Genomic DNA, 23,280 nt, shown 5'->3' with positions numbered 1-23,280 from the left:
TTGCACATTTAGAGCCTATTTATCAAGTAAATATTAAGTAGGGGAGGCAAAAAGCGGCGTGGATGTTCCTCCCGCTTTATTGCCGTTGTGTTAGGGCTATGCAAAGATTTGGGAGTTTAAGACTAGCCGTAACGCACCATTTTTCTCGGTGCGTTAAGCGTTGCGATAACGCACCCTACAATTTAAAGTTTTAAGTTGTGTAAGCAGCAATTGAGCCTGCAACTAAATTACCTTCTTCCAAAATTGGAGCAGGAATTTCAGGTATCGGGCAATCTTCAGGAAATATATTATTCCAGAGCCTAATAAACTTTCTAGCCATATCTGGTCGAGTTTGTTCGAGTAATTTGAGTTGATCTTGCAATTGTGAATTCAATTTTTCCAGATATTGCTGCAACTGTTGAGGTGCTTCTGAACCGTAAAGGCGAACAAACATTCGATAGATATTCATCACATTACGTTCTATATCTTCTTTGTATGATTTTAAGTCACATCCAATTTCTGCAATTTGCTCTGCGATGCGGTAGATTCCTAACATTTCTTCATCAGATTGACTAGTTAACTTAAAAAATAGCCGAGTTAAAATATAATAATCAAAAGCTTTACCTATACATACGGAGTCAATGTCTGCTTGTGTAGGTATCTTTCCAGAACAAAACTGCGTTTCCAAGCTGTAGTATGTTAATCCTTGTTGAAGCCGAGTTTCTAATGCGTCATCAAATAAGTTTAGCTGGGTTAATACGTTTCGCAACACTGAAACGTTTTTATTAATATCTTCATGAATTTCGTTATCTTCATCAATCTGATAGATTATGGACTCAACGAATAGTAATAGAGGCATGATGTCAGCGATATCAGCTTCAGAAACGTTGTAGATTGGAAGTAAGTAATTTCCCCAAGACTGAAGAAGTTTAACAGATTTTTGAATTGCCTTATACGAGAGGGTGGGTATTACTTGGTTATTGTTTGTAACTGAATTATATGGCTCATTGAGAATATCAATTTTGAGTTTGAATATAGAAGGTATCATTGCTTTACTCCAATTAAGGAAATGAAAAAAATTAATGATTTAATTTTTGATATGATTTTTATGAAAAATGTTTTCCAAAAAATTTGCGATTTCAACTGCTTTATTAAATCTTAAAAGTTTAATGCAAAATTTAACTCTAATTTGGCGTATATAACCATTTGATTGCTAAAAAACATAAAAATATTTAGAACAATCGCAAAAATTGTCCTCATTATTCTTTGATCGAGTAGCTTGCCTGATTATTTAATTAAATTCTTAATCAACTATTGTGATTGAGTAACTAGTGGTAAGTACTAGAACCATAAAGCTTAAATTTACACCATAAGCGTTTGGGAAACAATAAGTAATTCGGAAAAAATTTCATCTATTTTTCACGCTAGGATTCAACTCAGAGCCAAAATGCTTGTATCAATAAGAATTGTATACAGTTAACTTCTTTGTAAACTTTTTTTGAGTAGGGAGCGATCGCAAATTTTTGTATCCTCTATCTACTAAAGCTTACATAGCTACTAAATTCAGGTTAATTAAATAGCTAGCGATCGCTGTGGGATATATAGTTATGTTGTTTTTACTTTTTAGTTTGACCATTCTTTAACTCAAGCTAAGTTTAATATAACAGCAATTTTCACTGCGATAATTGCGTTTAATAAAAAATCTCAATTGTTAACCAGTTAAGACAGTTAAGACAGTTAAGACAGTTAAGACAGTTAAGACAGTTAAGGAAAAATATATTGATTTGGTATTGCATATTTATCTTAGTAGTGAGATGATATTTGAATTTAAATATCAAAAAATCTCCAATTATACATAAGTTGTAATGAATGTCAGACTTACATCATCGGTGAGAGGTTAAAATAATATTACTTTTGTCAATCAGAAATTATGCTGAAAATTTGGGGAAAGCAGAAGTATTAAGTGAACTATTGTACTTAATTTTGAGCGCGACAATGAATGATACGGATCGAGATTATGCAATGCCTGCCTAAAAATTCCGTTCTCAACCCCAATTTTGGCAAGATATTAAGTACGATTGCTTATTGACAAATTGGATCTGACCTTAACCTCTCACGAATGGGACTACATAAGTTGTGAAAACAAGAAGTAAAACTGTTTAGAAAAATCTATAAAAAATTTAATAGTAAAAGTTACAATTTTTTTTTATAGCAAACGGTTGATTTTATCAGTAATAATATAGACTTAGTAATGAGCATTAGACAAATGGAAGGTTGTTTTAAGTTATGCAGAATTTTATTTCGCTGTAACAAATTTTGGCAACATAACTAAAATAAATATTATAATTTTACTTAATCAAAAACTACCTCAAAAAAGAAGACTTTAATAGACCAAATCTAGCTTAAATAACGAAAGTTTAAATTGACAAAATAAAAATTCAGTATATAAAACATTAAAACAAAAATCTTGAGTCAAGTAATTACCTAATCAACACTTGCCAAAGTTAAAGTATATGCACCCACAAATTAAGAAGCTCATCGACACTAATTTGCATGAACAATCGCATCAGAAACCTGAGCAAGAAAAAATCTTGAGAAATTCCATTAGTTTTGGTGGGCAATTAGAAGATAACTGGCGGACTCTCTCGGAAGTATTGATTGATGCTGCCAAGTATGAGCAAGGAATCACATACATTAAAAATGACGAAACAGAATATTTTCAGACTTATAAAGATTTATATAACGACGCTCTCAGTATTTTAGATGGGCTTTATCAGCGCGGACTGAAATTAGGGGACAAAGTTATATTGCAAATTGGTAGAAGTCAAGATTTTATTCCCGCACTTTGGGCTTGTTTTTTAGGCGGAATTATTCCTGCACCTCTGAGCATTGCTCCCAATTATGATATAAAAAATGCCGCAGTTAAAAAACTTGAGAATGTCTGGCAGATTTTAGATAAACCGATTATCTTATCCGATTGTGAATTAATTAGCGAGATAGAAAAATTAACTACTCAATCTCATCTAAAGGAATTGCGAGTAGTATCGATAGATGATTTACGAAGTCATCAATCTCTATCAAACCAACAGTCGGCTGATGAATTACCCAATCTTGCACCACTAGATCCGGCGTTGTTACTATTTACTTCTGGTAGTACAGGTCTACCCAAAGGTGTGATGTTACATCATCGCAACCTTTTATCTATGTCCGCCGGTACAGTGCGGATGAATAATTTTACACAACAAGAAGTTACGCTAAATTGGATGCCCTTAGACCATGTGGGGGCGATAGTATTCTTAGGAATTATGGCTGTGGATTTGGCTTGTCATCAAATCCATGTACCAATTGAATTGATTCTGCGTCAACCACTCAAATGGTTAGACTTGATTCAAAAGCATCAAGCGACTATCTCTTGGGCCCCTAACTTTGCATTCTCCTTAATTAATCAGCACGCCCAAGAACTTAATCAGTCTTGCTACGATCTCTCCTCAATCAAATTTTTAGTTAATGCAGGAGAGCAAGTTTCGGTCAAAACTATTCGCTTGTTTTTAGAACTTCTAGAAAAACATCAATTGCGGGATAGAGTAATTAAACCAGCATTCGGGATGACTGAATCGTGTTCTGGAATTACTTGGTCAGCAGGTTTAAGCAAAGATGAACTGATAGAAGAGAATAGTTTTGTATCTCTAGGACAGCCGATTCCGGGAGCTACTATTCGGATTATTGACCAAGAAAAAAACGTTTTACCAGAAGGTGAAATTGGACGACTTCAGATGAAAGGCCCTTCTGTGACTGAAGGATATTATAATAACCCCGAATTAAACCAAGAAGTTTTTCAAGATGGGGGTTGGTTTACTACGGGGGATTTAGGTTATCTGCACAATGGTGAATTAGTTATTACTGGGAGAGAAAAACAAGAAATTATTATTAACGGCATTAACTATTTTGCCCATGAAATTGAAACAACGATAGAAGAATTAGATGGTGTAGCTATTTCATATACGGCTGCTTTTGCAGTTTTCGACCAAAATAGAGAAACAGATTTATTAGTTATTACTTTTAGTCCAGAATCAAATAATCTTGAGCATTCGGTAAAATTAGTCAGACAAATTCGCAGTCATTTAACGCAGAAAGTAGGAATTGCGCCTGCTTATGTCATCCCCTTGGAGGCTGAGTTAGTTCCGAAAACATCTATTGGTAAAGTTCAAAAAGCTAAATTAAAAAAAGATTTTGAACAGGGATTATTTAGCGATCGCATCCAAGCAATCAATGAATCTTTAGCTAGCGATCGCCAAAACAACCCCAGCTTACCACAGTCTGAAAATGAACGCCAAATCGCAGCAGTTTGGTGTGAAGTTTTGCAACTTTCGTCAGTCGGTTTACACGATAACTTCTTTGAATTGGGAGGACATTCTCTACACTTAATTCGCGTCCAAAATCAATTAGAAAAACTTTTTGGTCGCCAGTTGCCCATAGCGGAAATGTTTAAAAATTCTACAGTTGCTACATTAGCTCATTTCTTAACTGAAGAATCTAATTCCACAACAGCTATAGCAGAAACAAGTCGCAAGCGTGCCGAAAACCGTTCGCGTCATCATGAAACTCATGATATTGCCATTATTGGTATGGCAGGCCGATTTCCTGGAGCTAATAACATTGATAGTTTCTGGGAAAATCTCAAAAACGGTGTCGAAACAATATCTTTCTTTTCAGAAGAAGAATTACTAGAGTCGGGAGTTTCTCCTGAACTTTTCCAGCAGCCTAACTATGTCAAAGCCAGACCAATTCTTGACAAAGCAGAGTGTTTTGATAGCGACTTCTTTGGATACACAGATAGAGAAGCAGAATTGCTCGACCCACAGCAACGTTTACTGCTCCAATCTAGCTGGGAGTGTTTAGAAAACGCCGGTTACAATCCGATCTCATATCAGGGAGCGATCGGGATGTTTGCTGGAGCAAGCATGAACACCTACTTTATCAATAATTGCTATCCAAATCGCGGTCAATTAGATAGCAATGACGAATTACAACCCTTCACATTAGATTCGATGGGAGGGTTCCAAACAATGGTGGCTAACGACAAAGACTATTTGACGACGCGGATTTCTTATAAATTAAATCTGCGCGGCCCTAGTGTCAACGTCCAAACAGCCTGTTCCACCGGACTAGTAGTTGTGCATCTGGCTTGTCAAAGTTTGCTGAATGGTGAAAGTGACATGGCTTTGGCTGGAGCTGTTTCTGTTAACTCTCCCCAAAAAATCGGTTATTTGTATCAAGAAGGTTTGATTGTATCTCCAGATGGGCATTGTCGCGCCTTTGATGCCCAAGCAAATGGTACGATTTTTGGCAGTGGCGTTGGGGTAGTTTTACTCAAGAGATTAACAGATGCTCTAGCAGATAGCGATCGCATCTACGCTGTGATTAAGGGGTCTGCCATCAATAACGATGGTGGCACAAAATTAGGATTTGCAGCTCCATCAGGAGAAGGTCAGACTTCAGTAGCAGCCGAAGCACTAGCCTTTGCCGGAGTCGAGGCTGATACTATTGGCTTTGTAGAAGCTCATGGCACAGGTACAAAACTCGGCGATCCCATCGAAATAGATGCTTTGGCGAGAGCATATAGCACTGCAAACCAGGGAGAATGTGCTTTGGGATCGGTGAAGACAAATATCGGACATATGCAAATTGCTTCTGGTATTGTTGGTCTCATCAAAGCTGCTTTGGCTCTCAAACATCAAATTATTCCCCCAACTCTACACTTCAATACTCCCAACCCCCAAATTGATTTTTCCAAGACTCCTTTTTATGTCAATACCGCAGCCATCCCCTGGACTGCAAAGCAACAAGATGGCAAAGAATTGCCTCGACGCGCTGGGGTTAACTCTTTAGGAATTGGTGGCGTAAATGCTCATATCGTATTGGAAGAAGCTCCCGCCATTACTCTCCAACCCAATGACATCAAACGTCCCCACCACTTACTAACACTTTCTGCTAGAACCGAACAGGCTTTGGTAGATTTAGCAAAAGGCTATGCAGAATTTCTTAAAAATCATCCCGAAAGCGATATCTGTGATGTCGTATTCACAGCCAATACTAGCCGGGTTCACTTCCGAAATCGGTTGGCGGTGACTGGTTCTGAAATTGATGATTTTGTCATTAAATTGCAGCAGTTTGGACAACAAGATATAGAGTCAGTAATTCACGCTCAAGTTGATGAAAAGCGTCCTCCCAAAATTGCCTTCTTGTTTACAGGACAAGGTTCTCAATATCCGGGAATGGCCGATCAACTCTATCAAACTCAACCAACTTTCCGGCGAACTTTAGACCAATGTGAAACGATATATCAAGAACTCACTGGTAAATCTTTACTGCAAGTTATATTTGCTAATTCCGATGCAGCTTTAAATCGTACATTTTATACCCAACCAGCTTTATTTGTTATTGAAGTAGCACTGGCTCAATTATGGCGTTCTTGGGGCATTCAGCCTACAGCAGTTTTAGGACACAGTTTAGGCGAATATGCTGCTGCTTGTTTTGCAGGAGTTTTTGATATTGAAAGTGGTTTAAAACTAATCGTACACCGAGCAAATTTAATTGGTGAATTACCCGCAGAACAAGGAGCTATGGCTGCCGTTTTCCTAGATGAAAAATCTGTGCGGCAAGTGTGCCAGAGTCAGGGGATAAAAATTGCGATCGCCGCAATCAACGCCGAACAACATACAGTAATTTCCGGCGAAAAAACAATCATTCAACACCTTTGCGAACATTTTACCAACGAAGGAATTAAAGTTCGCCAACTCAAAGTTTATCATGCTTTTCACTCACCATTAATAGCACCTGTATGCGAAGAATTTCACAAGACTCTACGAGAAATTGACTTTGCTAAACCCCAAATTCCGATCGTCTCTAATCTGACAGGAGAAATCGCAGACGACAGCATTGTTACTCCTGAGTATTGGATTCAGCATTTGTTGCACACTGTACAATTTCATCAAGGAGTTTTGTCTCTGCAATCTTTAGGTTGTGATACTTTTATTGAAATTGGGCCGCAACCTGTTTTATTGGGAATTATCCAATCATCAATATCTTTATCTAACCCTCTGATATTACCGAGTTTACGCTCAGGATTTGCTGATTGGGAAGTTCTCTTAGAAAGTCTAGGTAAACTTTATGTGCGTGGTGCAGATATAGATTGGTTTGCCCTGGAAAAAGATTACCAACCTAAAAGATGTGCTTTACCAACTTATCCTTTCCAGCAACGCCGACATTGGATTCCGTTAAAAACTCAAGTACCAATTTCAGAAAAATCTGCTGTTGTCAAGATGCTGTCTCAAAAAGATACAAAAAGCTTGATGCAGACTTTACTAGAAACTGGCAATTATTCTGAAGGTGAAAAACAAACTTTATCAACAATTGTTCAACAACTAATTCAGCTACATCATCAAGACACTGGTAATTCTAATTTTGAGAACTTACTTTACCAGTTGGAATGGTTGCCTTATGCTTTATCAGGCAAGAAATTACAGAATTTAGAAACAATTCAAACTAATTTAGACTCTTATTTTGGAGAACAAATAAAATCCGCACAAATTACAGGAGTTTCTCTAGCTTTTTCCCAGATGGAAGAACTCAGTGCAGACTTTATTGTGCAAGCGTTAAAAGATTTGGAATTATGGCAAATCAATACTATCCTCTCGTCAGAAAACAGTTTACATCAGGCTGGTATTAAAGAAGAGTATCGATTGCTATGGCATCGTTGCTTAATGATATTGGCAGAAACAGGCATTCTAGAAAAACATGGTTCTGACTGGAAAATCATCCGCGAACCGCGACAATCCCGCCCTGATTTAACAGTAGATGATTTGATTGTTCAGTATCCAAATGCTCGTGTAGAATTAACACTGTTTAGGCGCGTTGCTGCCAATCTTGCAGCTATACTTACAGGGAAAATTTCTCCTTTATCCATCTTATTTTCTCAAAATGGAGAAATTGGAGCTACAGAGTTTTATAAAGATACATCTTGGGCAGAAGTTCTTAACCTTAGTATCTCTAGAACTGTTGAACTTTTATTAGCCAACTATTCTCAAGTTGAACCAATCCGAATTCTAGAAATTGGTGCGGGAACTGGAGCAACTACTCATCAAATTCTCAAAGCTTGTACTTCTCGTCAAATTACCTACACATTTACTGATATCTCGCCATTCTTTTTAGAAACTGCTAGAGATACTTTTGCTCAATTTCCCTTCATAGAATACAAGGTTTTGGACATAGAAAAAGACCCCGAACTTCAAGGTTTTTCACCCAGTTCTTATGATTTGATTATTGCCGCAAATGTATTGCATTCGACGCGGGATTTACAAGGAGAAACCTTACCCCACATTCGAGGTTTGCTGCGTCCTGGAGGACATCTGTTACTCCTAGAACTTACTCATCAGTCGCGGTGGATTGATTTGATATTTGGTGTGACTCAAGGTTGGTGGCGTTTTAGCGATGCCTACGGCGGCAAGCTACGCAATTTACGCACAGATCATCCCATCATTACAGCATCTACTTGGCAATCTATCCTCTTAGAATCTGGCTTTGCTCAAGCTGAATTTATTTCTCCCGACGAAAAAATTGGCAGTCCTTTATTTCAGCAAAGTATCATTGTTGCTCAAAATACTGAGAAAACTAGCGATATTTCGGGTAATTGGCTAATTTTTCCTGATGAAGCCGATAATCTAGCTGTAGCCATTCAAGAACAACTAACAAAAGATTTTGGTGATTGTGCGATCGCTAATCCAAAACATAGCTTTGAGCTAGACACATCTTTGCGTGGAATTATTTATCTTGTGAATGCTGGAGAGGGCGATCGCTATGAGTCTACTTTATTCAATCGCTGTCACCATCTTTTAAATCTTCTCCAAGCAATTAAAAAAATACCTCATCCTCCCAAATTATTCCTCGTTACCCAAGGCGGTCAACCCTTTAGATTAGAGCAGCCATATTTTCTTACTCAGTCTCCGCTTTGGGCGTTGGGGCGCGTGATGGCGCTAGAAGAACCACAATTATGGGGGGGAGCGATCGACCTAGATCCCCACGCCGATCTTGCTCAAAATCTTGGCGCTTTACTCTCAGGATTGACAAATGTCAGTGAAGATCAGCTTCTCTTCCGCAAAGGTCAAGCTTACGTTGCGCGTCTAGTCCCAGAGGAATCTCTACCTACAAAACCAGTTACTATCCAAGCTCAAGCAACCTATTTGATTACAGGAGGTATTGGTCATCTAGGGTTGCAACTTGCTCGTCATCTAGTTGATTTGGGTGCAAAACACCTGATTTTGACTACACGCCGTCAATTTCCACCACGAGCAGAGTGGGATTCACAAGCAGAATTTGGGGAAATAATTCAAAATCTCCAGACTTTAGAACAAAAGGGAGCAGCTGTAGAAGTTTGTCAAGCAGATGTGGGAGATTTTGAGCAGATGTCGCGTATATTTGCCAACATCCAAAAAACATCTTATCCGCTCCGGGGTATTTTCCATCTTGCCGGAGTGTCAGGACGCAAAGCTCAATTAAGCGAATGTACATTAGATGATATCGCAGAAGTTTTTCAGGCTAAAGTTCGCGGTTCTTGGAATTTGCATCAGTTATCTTTAGCAACTCAATTAGACTACTTTGTATTGTTCTCTAGCGCAGGTGCAATTTGGGGAGCTAAAGAGCAAGGTTTATACGATGCTGCTAGTCATTTCATGGATGCTTTAGCTCATTTACGTCATCTTCAAGAATTACCAGCTACTAGTTTGAATTGGGCATTATTAGCTGGAAATGGCATAGTTTCTCAAGATTATGAAGATTGGCTAAAGCAAATTGGGATGAAAGAAATTGCCTTGGATACAGCTTTTGCAGCCATGAATGCTATTATGGAATCTGGAAAAACACAAATTTTACTAGCTGATGTAGATTGGGCACGATTCAAAAGTATTTATCAATCTAAAGGCAATAAACCAATTTTTGATAAATTAGGAGAATACCCAACTTCAGCCAAAGAAATTCCACAGTCAACCTCTACACGTAGTCTTCTCGAAGAAATTCCCCCAGGAGAGCGTCGGGAACATTTGTTTGAATATATTGGCAAACAAGTAGCGATAATTTTGGGAAATAAACAGATGCCAGACCCCGAACAAGGATTTTTAGAAATGGGGATTGATTCTTTGCTTTCGATTGAATTGAAAAATCGCTTAGAAAAAGGATTGGAAGTGGCTTTACCTGCTTCTTTGATCTTTGATTTTCCCAATATTAGAAGATTAGTTGATTATTTGGTGGAACAGGTATTTGGTTGGCAGGTTCATGAGAAGCAAGGGAGCGTCCCTTCACATACTTCTCATCAATCTATCAATGTTGCTCCTATTGAGGAGGAGGTTAATGAAGATTTAGTTTTACAAGAGCTTGCAGATTTGGAGGCTTTTTTGGGTAATTCTTGATTTTTTAGCTCACACCGAGGCGCAGAGAAAGAGGGAAAGGAGAAAAGATGGAGTTGGAGATATCAAGTAACGATAAGTCTGTCCAAGCTAGGGTGTTTAAGGCACTGAATGAAGCGAAGGAGAGATTGAAGGCTGTTGAAGCTCAACAAAGCGAACCGATCGCAGTTGTTGGTTTGGGTTGTCGTTTTGGTAAAAATATTTCTACTCCTGAAGCTTTTTGGTCTTTTCTCAAAGCTGGTGGTAATACGCTAACAGATGTACCTAGCGATCGCTGGAATATATCTGATTTTTATGACTCAGACCGTGGTAAACCTGGCAAAATCTATGTATCTCAAGGCGGTTTTCTCGATGATGTGTCAATGTTTGACGCACACTTTTTCGGAATTGCACCGAGAGAAGCTTTGCATATCGATCCCCAGCAACGGTTACTGTTAGAAGTTGGCTATGAAGCGTTAGAAGATGCGGGAATGGCTGCGCCTACTGCCAGAATCGGCAAAACTGGTGTTTTTATTGGCATCACAAACAATGATTATGCTCGTCTGATTGCACCAGGAGGAGATTATAGCACAGTTGGGGCTTATCATATCTCTGGCAACCATATAAATGCTGCTGCCGGACGCATTTCTTATCTTTTAAATCTCAATGGCCCTAGCTTGGCTGTGGATACAGCTTGTTCTTCTTCTTTGGTAGCAGTGCATTTAGCTTGCCGTTCTTTGCGCGCCCAAGAATGTCGTCAGGCTTTGGTGGGAGGAGTGAACCTAATTCTCACACCGGAAGTAGCGATCGCCTTGTGCAAAAATCAGATGTTAGCTGCTGATGGGAGGTGCAAAACCTTTGACGAAAGCGCTGATGGATTTGGGATTGGTGAGGGTTGCGGAGTCGTCGTTTTAAAAAGATTGAGTGAAGCCTTAGCAGATGGCGATCGCATTTGGGCGTTAATTCGGGGAACAGCTGTTAATAACGATGGTGCGAGTGGCGGCTTTACAGTTCCTAATGGGCCGATGCAGACAGATTTAATTCGTGAAGCTCTGGCTGACGCTCGTTTGAGCGCCGATGTCATTGATTATATCGAAGCTCACGGTACTGGTACATCTTTGGGAGACCCGATTGAAATTAAAGCGATCGCTGATGCTTTGTGTGTCAATCGTTCTTCATCCCAACCTTTGTTAGTCGGTTCTGTCAAAACAAATCTCGGTCATTTAGCGGCGGCGGCGGGGATTTCTGGATTGATCAAGACGATATTATCTATCTATCATGCTGAAATTCCGGCTCATCTCAATTTGCAAAAACCAAATTCTCATATTAAATGGGATAGCTTACCTCTCCAGGTAGTGACAAAAACTCGTCCTTGGTCTCAAGGTAATGGCAAAATAAAAGCCGCCGGAGTCAGTTCTTTCGGAGCATCGGGAACTAATGCTCATGCGATATTGAGCGAACCTCCGCAAGTGCAATCTCCAACTACAAATACATTTCCTCTACTAGTTACTCTGTCTGCTAAAGATGAAGAACGTTTGCGTTTATTGGCTGCTAACTTTGTTAATTATATTGACCAAAAACCAGAAGTTAACTTAACTGATGTCGCTTTTTCTTTAAATACAGGTCGTTTTCATCATAAACAGCGATTATCTTTATTAGTTTCCAACATTGCCAGTTTTCAAGAACAACTTCGAGCTTTTGCTAGTGGTAATCAGCGAGAAACTAATATTATTTGCGATGAGGCAAGAGGAAACACTAAAATTGCTTTTGTTTGCAATGAGGCAACAGCGATACTTTCCAGAATTGGGAAAGAACTTTTTGTAAATGAGCCTGTATTTCATGATGCTTTGATTCGCTGCGATCGCCTATTCCAAAATCATTTAAATTTCTCTCTAGAAGAGTTACTTGCTAACAATCAAGATATAAACGATCCTTTATATGTTCAACCAACATTATTTGCACTGCAATATGCGCTGTGTGAACTCTGGAAATCTTGGGGAATTTACCCTTCTGCGGTTTTAGGTTCTGGCTTTGGTGAGTATCTGGCTGCTCAACAAGCTGGAGTTTTTTCAATTGAAGATGCAGTTAAATTAGTTGCAACTCATGCTCAGTTGTTTAACAAACAAACTGAAGAAAGCAAATTTTTAGCTTTTCAAAAAGTAGCTGAAGAAGTTATTTATAGTAATCCGCAACTCACTTTAATTTCTCATAATGGTGAAGTTGCTAGTAATTCTATTAAAACTGCTGCTTATTGGGTGCAACAGCTACGTCAATCAGAAAATGTTGCTAAAGGAATTGTTAATTTGCATCAGATGGGCTATCAAATATTTCTAGAAATTGGAAATCAGCCCATAAATAATATTGAGTATAGTAATTTACCCGCAAATGAAATTATTTACTTATGTAGTTTAGCCAAAGATGGCAGTAACTATAAACAAATTCAAACAGTCATAGCTGAACTATATGTAAGAGGAGTAAATATTAATTGGCAGGAATTTCATCGCTCTCGCTCTGGACAAAAAATTAGTTTACCCAATTCTCCTTTTATCCGCAAACGCTACTGGGTAAATGCTACTAAATCTCATCATCGCTCTGGACATCCTTTACTAGGCGATCGCTTCCCTTCTCCTCTATCTTCTATTCAATATCGAGCTAGTATTAGTCAGAACAACCCAGCGTTTTTAGCAGAACATCAAGTTTTTGATAAACCGATATTTCCCGGTGCAGCATTTATTGAAATGGCGTTAGCTGCGGCACAAAGCCAAGCTGTGATTTTAGAAAATATCGAATTTCAAAAAGCATTATTACTGCAAGAACAAGAAGATACCTTACAGTTAATTATTGACAAAAATAATTTTCAAATATATCAACAAAGTAACAATAACTGGGATGTACTTGTTACTGGAAAAATTGATAAATTAAAATCATTAGATGCAAATCACCAAAATTTAGAAAAAATAGCCGCTAATTGTCCAGAACAGCTTGAGATTAATTCATTTTATGAAAGATATCAAAAATCTGGAGTCAATTACGGTGATAGCTTCCAGATCGTCAATAGGCTTCAACGTGGGAAAAACAGTGCGTTTGCTAAAATAAAGTTAACAGATAGCCAAACTTTAGAAGCAAAAAACTATCATTTTCATCCCATAATGTTGGATGCTTGTTTTCAGGCGATCGCAGCGATTTTATTTCAGCAAGAATCATCTGTAACTTATGTACCAGTCCGCATTGCTAAATTTCAATTCTTCAAGTCTCCAGGTGATAGTGTCATCAGTGCGGCTCGACTAACTAAAAATTCTGATAATTTTATCATCTCTGATATTGATATTTATTCAGAGCAAGGTGAGTTACTAGTAACAATTATAGGATTTGAACTCAAAGCTGTTCAAAGTCAAGAAATTATCCGCCGTGAAATACAACCACAATCTTACATAGAAGAATGGATTACCTTAGCACCATTATTAGCTGATGGTAGAGATTATTTACCGACTCCTGATGCCATTAAAACTCAAGTTAAACCACAGCAATTAGAACAGCAATTCGCAGAGAAATTGCGCCAATATGAACGCTTACTTGAAGAAATGGAAAATTTAAGCGTAAGTTATATATGGGAAGGTTTAAAAGAGCTAAACTGGCAACCCCAATTAGGTCAAATTTATCAAGAAGAACAGATTGCTACTCAAAGTGGAGTAGTTGAATTTTATCGTCCATTATTGTCGCGGTGTTTAGCAATTCTAGCTGAAGAAGGAATAGTTACTCAGCAAAAAGATGGATGGTTATTAGCAAAAGAACCTGTTATATCTTCATCTCAATTACAAATTCAACAACTACGTAGCGAGTATCCCGATTACCTTGCAGAAATTAATCTGATAGAACGTTGTGGCTCGGCTTTAGCTGCGGTGATGCGTCGTCAAATTGAGCCATTAGAATTACTATTTCCCCAAGGTGATTTGAATGCGATCGCATCTGTATATTCTGATGCGGCTGGTGCTAAGTTGATGAATGAACTAGTCGCGGACACAATTAAAAATGCAGTAGCAAATTTACCACCAACTCATCAGCTACGAATCCTCGAAATTGGAAGCGGAACGGGTTCTGCTACAGCAGCAATTTTACCACATTTACCTCAAGAGCAAATTGAATATACATTTACCGATATTTCTTCTAGTTTTTTAACTAGAGCCAAAGAAAACTTCAGTAATCATCCCTTCATTAAATATCAAACTTTAGATATAGAAAAAAATCCCAATTCTCAAGGATTTCTCCCCGGATATTTTGATATTATTATCGCTGCTAACGTTCTTCATGCCACAACAGATATTAACAAAACAATTGATAACGTCCGTTCTCTAATAGCTCCTGATGCTCTACTAATACTATTAGAAAGTACTGGGGCGCGTCGTTGGGTAGATTTAACCTTTGGTTTAACAGAGGGATGGTGGTTATGCAGTCAAGATCCACTCCGAAATGGTTATCCTTTAGTAGATACGGAACATTGGCAAAATTTACTCGCTAATCATGGATTTGCAGAAGTTAACGTCATCGAACCAACCAAACCAGAGACACGCAATCTATTACGACAAAGCGTCATCATTGCTAAAGAAAAGGGTCATCCTAAGTCTGTTTCTCATGAATTAATCTTTGCCGATAATAAAGGAATTGGTCGCAGTTTAATCACCTCATTCCAACAAAGGGGAGTTGCTTGTTATCTCATTTCCCCTCAAGAAATCGATCCCGATCGCGCCGACGATTATCTATCACTATTACAAACCCTTTTAACGCCAGAAACTCGTGAAATAATCTACCTCTGGCCATTACAAGAAATAGAAGGCGAAATCGATCGAGTAGTAGAAATTCATTGTAAACGTTTTCTATTTTTACTTCAGGCATTATTACAACAAGAAAATCCCCCTGCGCTGATTCTTGTCACTCAAGGTGCTGTACCAGCAAAAGAAATCACAACCTTAACTTCTCCAGCACAATCTTCCTTATTAGGAATCGCTTTAAGCTTAGTTCTAGAACATCCCGAACTCAATTTTAGAGCGATAGATTTAGATCCTCATACACAAGATTTAGCAGAAAAATTATTTAGAGAAATCTACAACAACACCCAAGAAAATCGCATTGCTTTGCGGGGCGAACAACGCTTCTGTCCGCGTTTGGTAGAGCGCAAATTAGCAGACGGAAACATTAATTTCCGTCAAGATGGCTTTTATCTAATTTCTGGTGGTACAGGCGGATTAGGTTTAGCCACAGCCCGATGGATGATAGAACGTGGCGCTCGTCATTTAGTATTGTGCAGTCGCAGTGGTGCAAAAGCTCTCAACGCCGAAATTCTAGCAAGTCTGCAATCCAGTAACGCAGACATCCAAGTTAAAGATGTTGATATCACAGATGGCGAGAAACTGCACGTCCTACTAGAAGAATGCCGATCGCAATATCCAGTGCGGGGAATTTTCCACATCGCCGGCACTTTAGACGATACAACATTACTGCGACTGACACCAGAACGTTTTAACCATGTTCTTGCGCCCAAGGTGAAAGGAACTTGGTTACTACATCAACTAACCCTGAACGATCCTTTAGATTTCTTTGTTTGTTATACCTCTGCGGTGTCGCTCATTGGCTCGGCGGGACAAGCTAATGCTGCGGCTGCCAATGCCTTTGAGGATGCCTTTACCTATTATCGTCATGCACATAATTTACCAGCTACAGTCATCAATTGGGGGCCGTGGAGCGAAATCGGTGCAGCAGTCGATCGCAACGTTTTAGAAAGATTAGCCGCTAAAGGTTATGATGCGATCGCACCTGATTTAGCACTCAATACTTTAGAAAAAATTCTGTTTAATCAGATTGTACGTGCTGGTGTAATTGCCATTGATTGGCAACGTTTCCCATACATTAATCAAAGCTTTTATCAAAACTTCTTACCCCAAATCAAACCTAAATCTCCAACTGCATCCAATATTTTAGAGCAATGGCAAACCACACCTGTAAAACAGCGTCGTGATTTGTTACTTAAGCAGATTAGTTTGCGAGTTGCCACTGTCTTAGGACTATCAATTGATGAAGTATCTCCCCAACAAGGCTTTTTTGATATGGGGATGGATTCTCTCACCTCCACAGAACTTCGCAATCTTTTGCAAACAGATTTTAATTGCTCTCTACCCACAACAATTGCTTTTCGATTCCCCAATGTGGAAACTTTAGCAGATTATTTGCTGCGAGAAGTTTTAAATATTTCTGAAAAGCAAACTTCTGTACAACAACTCAATCCTAATCAACCTAACCCCCCTAGCCCCTCTTCCCTACAAGGGAATGGGGGTTTCAAAGCCTCTCCCCCAGTGGGGGAGAGGTTTGGAGAGGGGTTATTCGGTAAACTTGATGATTTTTCAAACATCCTCTCAGAAAAACCACAGCAAGAAGAAGATCCAATTGTGATTGTGGGGATGGCTTGCCGATTTCCTGGAGGTGCAGATGATTTGGAATCATTCTGGCAACTTTTAGAACAAGGGAAAGATGCAGTCAGAGAAATTCCGGGCGATCGCTGGGATATGCAAGCATGGTATCATCCCGATCCAGATACACCAGGAAAAATATATTCTCCTTACGGAGCATTTTTAGAGCAAATAGATCGATTTGATGCTGAATTTTTTGGCATTGTCCCCCGCGAGGCTGTCGCTATAGATCCTCAGCAACGCCTGTTATTAGAAACTACTTGGCAAGCATTAGAATCAGCCGGACAAAATCCGCAGCAGTTACGCAACAGTCAAACTGGTGTTTTTGTGGGGGCGATGACTCAAGACTATGCCCAGTTGAGTCATGCACCAGAAGCAATCAACGCTTATACCGGTTCTGGAACTTCTGTAAGTGTAGCCGCCGGTCGTCTTTCTTACGTACTGGGCTTGCAAGGGCCATCAATGACAGTTGATACTGCTTGTTCTTCTTCTTTAGTAGCAGTACATTTAGCTTGCAATGCTTTGCGTAATGGTGAGTGTGACATTGCCTTGGCAGGTGGTGTCAACATCATGTTAACCCCGGTAATTTCCTTAATAGAAAGTCGCGCCCACATGCTTGCACCTGATGGACGTTGCAAGACTTTTGATGCGAATGCCAATGGTATGGTGCGCGGCGAAGGTTGCGGGATGATTGTTTTGAAGCGGTTGAGTCAAGCAATTAAGAATGGCGATCGCATTTTAGCTAGAGTTCATAGTACAGCCGTAAATCACGATGGCCCAAGTAGTGGGTTGACTGTACCGAATGGCGATGCTCAAGAAAAATTATTACAGCAAGCATTGAAGGCAGCGAAACTTAAGCCAGAGCAAATAGATTTTATCGAAGCTCATGGTACTGGAACAGCTTTAGGCGATCCGATTGAATTAGAAAGTATGGCTGCGGTATTTGGGAAGCGCCCCCAAAATCGACCTTTAATTATTGGTTCTGTCAAAACTAATTTAGGACATTTAGAAGGAGCAGCCGGAATTGCTGGATTAATTAAAACTGTTTTAGCCTTACAACACCACAAAATTCCTCCTCATCTTCACTTTGAAAAACCCAACCCCCGTTTTGATTGGAGTTCTCATATTTTTGAAGTTCCAGTACATGGAAAAGACTGGCATTCTAGCGAACGAGAACGCATCGCGGGAGTAAGTTCTTTTGGATTTAGTGGTACTAATGCTCATATTATTGTTGGAGAAATTGCATCTAATTCTCCGCAAAAATCCGAGAATAAATTTTACCTACTGCCGCTTTCGGCTCGTTCTGAAAAATCTCTCAAAGAGTTAGCCAAAAATTATCAGTACGCTTTGAATGAATCTGTTAATTTAGCAGATGCTTGTTTTACCGCCAGTACAGGGCGGGCTGTTTTCCAGCATCGATTGTGTGTCTTAGCCGACTCAATTACTACAGCACAAACAGCACTTGCTGATTTCCAAAAAAATGAAGATTCTCATCATGTAATTACGTCAATTACATCAGAAAATCAGCCCAATGTAGCTTTTCTCTTTTCAGGACAAGGTTCTCAATATTCAGGGATGGGACAAACTCTTTATAACCAAGAACCTGTCTTTAAAAATACTTTGGATCTTTGTAACCAAATCTTAGAACCGATTTTAGGAAAGTCGTTCTTAGATTTAATTTTTAAATTGCAAAATAGCGAGTTGCTCGAACAGACTCAAATCACACAGCCAGCACTTTTTGCACTTGAATACGCACTTGCTAAATTATGGCAATCTTGGGGAATACAACCTGCTGCACTTTTAGGACATAGCATTGGTGAATATGTCGCCGCTTGTTTAGCAGGAGTCTTTTCTTTAGAAGATGCTTTGCAATTAGTCGTTCAACGCGGTCGCTTGATGGGAGAATTACCGCATAATGGGGCAATGGCAGCAATTTATGCTGATTATCAAACAGTAGCAGATTATCTTGCTCCATATAAAAATCAAGTAGATATTGCCGCAGATAATGGTGCAATTAATGTCATTTCTGGCTGGAGTGAAATTGTTGAACAATTAGAGAAAACTTTTATAGAACAGGGTTATAAAACTAAACGCTTGGCAGTATCTCATGCTTTTCATTCTCTGTTAATGGAGCCAATTATTAATGAGTTTGCCAAGGTTTTAGAGAAAATTTCTTTCCACGAACCAAACTTGAATATTATTAGTAATGTCACAGGTAAACCAATTGGTCAAGAAATTACTACTCCTGATTATTGGCTGCGCCATCTTCGCAACACTGTGCATTTTGGTCAAGGATTTAAATTCTTAATTGACAGTGGTTATCGCCATTTTTTAGAGATAGGGCCAAAGCCTGTGTTACTGGGTATAGCACGACTAACTTATCAAATCAAAGAAATATCATGGCTACCCAGTATCGTACCTGGACAAGATGAACAAGCCCAGATGTACAGAAGTTTAGCGACACTTTTTGTTAATGGTTATTCTGTAGAATGGACGGAGGTATTTAAGCAAGGAAAGCGGATTACTTTACCTACTTATCCATTTCAACGAGAACGTTACTGGCTAACCAATTCACAATTTTCTGTAGCTGATATCAAAACTAAGTTGCATCCTTTTATTAGCGATGTTAAAAAACTAGCTACGAAAGAATTTATTTTTGAGGGAGAGATAAGTGCCGATCGTCCAGAATATCTGGAAGGACACAAAGTATTTGGAAAAATCTTATTTCCGGCTACGGGTTTTATTGAAGCGATTTTAGCAGCTAGCCAGAAAATATTTACTGATAATTTGGCGATTATTCAAAATGTGTCTATTCATCAGGGATTACTTTTATCTCAATCTCCAAGTAAATTACAAATGATTTTTAAGCCTAACAAGCCATTTGGCTATGGTTTTGAGATATTTAGTAGTGATTCGGCAAAAGATAACTGGATTCTCCATGTAACAGGTGAAATTAAACCCAACAATCAAAAAATACCCACATCTGTTAGGAATTGGTCTGATAAAAAAGGAGAATCTGTTGAGATTTCTAGATTTTATGACCTTTATGAGCAGATGGGAATTAGCTATGGTAAGGGGTTTGAAGCTATTCAAGAGCTAAGTTATTTAGGAAATGGTTCTCAGGCTAAGATTAGTATCGATCGCAGTTTAGCCGATCGGCGATATTGTCTGCATCCTGTGCTTTTAGATGCTTGTTTGCAAAGTGTTGGTGCGGCTTTCCCAGAAATTCACGGCCAAGAATTGCATTTACCTTATGGTTTCTCTTCACTAGAATTCTTTGGTAATCCTGGTTCTCAAGCTTGGACGCGCATTGATGTTAAATCTAATAGTAACGGCGAAATATGCGTAGACGTAGATATTTACGATGAGCAAGAACAGCTTTGCGCTCGGTTTACAGACTTAACAGCACGGCGTACTAATCCGGCGGTTTTACAACGTTTATGGCAAGAAAATGAAAATAATTGGTTTTACAAAATTGAATGGCAAAAGCTTGATACAGTTCCAACTCTTACAGAAAAACACAATTCTTGGTTAGTGTTTGTACATCCTGGAACAGCATTGAATTATTCTATTGATTTATTGAAAGAAGCTGGAGAACGAGTTATTACTGTAGAATTTGGTGATGAATATAAATGCCATTCTCAAGATGAGTTTATCATCAATCCATCTCAAAAATCTGATTTTCAGCGCTTGTATCAAGAAGCATATCCATCGGGAGAATTTGCTACAGGTGTGATTTTTGCTTGGGAAAATGTACCTGATGAAGAATGTTCGGATACTGTTTACAATAGTTGTCATGCTGCATTGCACTTAATTCAAACTCTTACCGCTAGTTTGAAAAAACTACCTGATTTATGGTTAATAACTCGCGGTGCAAATCGAGTTCTAGCTGAGACTGATTTGCAACCTCAACAATCTTCCCTTTGGGGATTAGGCGCAGTAATTAATAATGAATACCCGCAAATTCGTTGTGTATGTTTAGATTTATCACCCACGGTAGAACCTAATGAAGCTGAATTTTTATTCAACGAATTCCACGCTGCAAGCGCTGAGTCACGCCTAGCTTTACGCCAAGGAAATCGCTATGGAGCAAGGTTAGTATCTGCTACAATTCCTACAGCTCAAAAACAGCAGTTAGTTAGCAAAGAAGGAGCTTATTTAATTACTGGTGGTTTAGGTAAACTGGGCTTGCTAATGGCTGAGTGGTTATCAGAAATGGGAGCTAGACATTTAGTTTTGTGTAGCCGCAATGTTAAGTCTCAACCAGAAGCGATCGCCTCGTTAACTAAAAATGGTACACAGATTACAGTTATCGGTGCTGATATTACCTCAGCCGCAGATATAGAACAAATGTTCTCCCGTTTTGGTGCAGATTTACCTCCTTTACGTGGAGTAATTCACGCTGCTGGTGTCTTAGATGATGGTCTTTTGAGCAATCAAAATTGGCAAAGATATCAAAATGTCATGCGTCCCAAAGTAGAAGGTACTTTATTATTAGACCGCTACACCCGCAATCTATCTTTAGACTTTTTTGTTGCCTTTTCTTCTGCTGCTGTGATTCTCGGTTCGCCCGGACAAAGTAGTTACGCTGCTGCTAATGCTTTTATGGATGCTTTAATGCAGCAACGGCAAAGTTTAGGATTACCAAGTATCAGCATCAATTGGGGAGCATGGGATACAGTAAATGAAATTGACAAACAACGTTTTGCTAATTGGGGTATTCAAAGTATGTCTTCTGATCCTGCCCTCAAATATCTCAGCCAGTTAATTCTGGGTAACGTTTCTCAAGGAGCTATTATTGATATTGATTGGTCTACTTTTGATCGAGCTTTTAAGATTAATCAACCATTCTTTGCCGAAGCAATCGCAATCAAAGAAAATAGCAAAGAAGCAAAATTATTAGAACAGTTAAAATCTGTACCCATAGATGAGCGAATAGAAAGTTTATCTCAAGGAATTGAGCAAATTTTACGCGAAGTTACTGGATTAACTGCCAGCAGTGTTATTCCTCAAAACACCTCATTTTTAGAGTTAGGTTTAAACTCGTTAATGGTATTAGAATTTAAAAATCGGCTGGAAAGTAACTTAGCTTGCACTTTACCTACTTCTATAATTTTTGATTATCCTAATCTTGCAAGTCTCAGCAATTATCTACAGGCAGAAGTTTTAGCAAAGCATATTGATTTTGAGATCGCAATACATAATAGCGATACTTTGAATCCTTATGAAAGTCTCAATGAAGATGAATTGGCTATACTACTTAATCAAAAGTTAGCAGAGCTGGAGGAATATGGTGAGTAAATATTATAGCAATTCCCAAATACATAAAATACACCCCACCCGCGCTGTCGCGCACCCTCCCCTTGGCAAGGGGAGGGCTGGGGAGGGGTGATTTCGTATCTCACTAGAGTGGGAAACGCTATAAAACTTTCAGTGCAGCGAAAATTTTTATTTTACAAATAGGAGGTATAGTTTTGGAAAATATTGGCAAAATCCCTTTCAATGATGAATGGCGCAATCGCTGGATAATTATCAAAGAATTCATCCAGAATCCACTTAAGGAAATCTGGTTTTTACAAGATAAATTTGAGGTGTCTGACCTTTACACCGGGATAGCAAAACGAGATCGCGATCTTCACAATCCCAATATTCCCCAATGGCTCAACTTTGGTTATTGGCAAGAAGAAACTACTTATGACGGAGCTTGTGCCGCTTTAGCCCGTAAATTAGGAGAAATTGCCGAACTTAGCCCTGGAGACAAAGTTTTAGATGTCGGCTTCGGTTTTGCCGAACAAGATATCCTTTGGGTACGTGAAAACAATGTAGATGCAATTACTGGGATAAATACTACAGAGCTACAAGTAGAAATTGCTCAAGAACGAGTAGCTAGAGCGGGATTAGCCGAACGCATAAATCTTCAGGTTGGTTCGGCAACAAAAATTCCTTGTGAAGACAATTCTTTTGATAAAGTTACAGCTTTAGAATGTGCTTTTCATTTCAATACTCGTGAAGATTTTTTTGCTGAAGCATTTCGAGTTTTGCGCCCTGGTGGAAAATTAGCATTAGCAGATTGTTTGCCGAGAGTTGGACGAGATATTGACTTTTGGCTGCGCGTCAATAGCAAGAAAATGTGTATTCCTTTCGCCAACCAATATGACCGAAATATTTATGTTGAAAAACTCAAAAAGCATGGATTTGTAAATATCCAAGCTGTATCAATTAGCGAATATGTTTGGCCGGCTGCTGTGCGTTACTTTGCCGAAGTAGGTAAAGGAATTAGTAAACACGATTTAGCGATCGATCTCCAGAAAGATAATCCAGGAATTGAAGCTTGGTCGAGAGATAGGGGGTGGTTTATGGCTTTTGATGACTATCTTTTATTTTCAGGAGAAAAACCCGATTAGATA

At 38.9% G+C, this 23,280-nt stretch carries 4 protein-coding genes; 3 read left to right on the top strand and 1 reads right to left on the bottom strand.

Annotation, left to right across the window (positions count from 1 at the left end; translation table 11 throughout):
• Nucleotides 1-190: 190 nt before the first annotated feature.
• Nucleotides 191-1,027 carry a hypothetical protein gene (locus NSTC731_RS26370; protein WP_445627531.1) on the bottom strand — a complete coding sequence of 279 codons (837 nt, stop codon included), beginning with the start codon at nucleotides 1,025-1,027 and terminating at the stop codon, nucleotides 191-193.
• A 1,465-nt stretch (nucleotides 1,028-2,492) separates the two neighbouring features.
• Between NSTC731_RS26370 and NSTC731_RS26365 the strand changes: the two genes are divergently transcribed.
• The 3 genes from NSTC731_RS26365 (at nucleotide 2,493) to NSTC731_RS26355 (ending at nucleotide 23,277) form a co-directional block, all read left to right on the top strand.
• Entirely contained in the window at nucleotides 2,493-10,439 is a 7,947-nt protein-coding gene (locus NSTC731_RS26365) for an SDR family NAD(P)-dependent oxidoreductase (RefSeq protein ID WP_445627530.1), read from the top strand.
• 47 nt (nucleotides 10,440-10,486) lie between these two features.
• On the top strand, nucleotides 10,487-22,174 hold the full coding sequence (locus NSTC731_RS26360; RefSeq protein WP_445627529.1) for an SDR family NAD(P)-dependent oxidoreductase: 11,688 nt from the start codon (nucleotides 10,487-10,489) through the stop codon (nucleotides 22,172-22,174).
• A 173-nt stretch (nucleotides 22,175-22,347) separates the two neighbouring features.
• Nucleotides 22,348-23,277, top strand: a complete 930-nt coding sequence (locus NSTC731_RS26355; protein ID WP_445627528.1) for an SAM-dependent methyltransferase — start codon at nucleotides 22,348-22,350, stop codon at nucleotides 23,275-23,277.
• Nucleotides 23,278-23,280 lie beyond the last annotated feature (3 nt).

Source organism: Nostoc sp. DSM 114167 (genome assembly GCF_052692655.1).
The sequence above is the reverse complement of the archived record's forward strand: the minus strand, read 5'-3'. Positions and strand labels throughout refer to the sequence as shown.

What these genes read in the sequence shown, in the direction of transcription:
- NSTC731_RS26370 (WP_445627531.1), bottom strand. Translation starts at nt 1,027, where the DNA reads ATGATACCTTCTATATTCAAACTCAAAATTGATATTCTCAATGAGCCA.
- NSTC731_RS26365 (WP_445627530.1), top strand. Translation starts at nt 2,493, where the DNA reads ATGCACCCACAAATTAAGAAGCTCATCGACACTAATTTGCATGAACAA.
- NSTC731_RS26360 (WP_445627529.1), top strand. Translation starts at nt 10,487, where the DNA reads ATGGAGTTGGAGATATCAAGTAACGATAAGTCTGTCCAAGCTAGGGTG.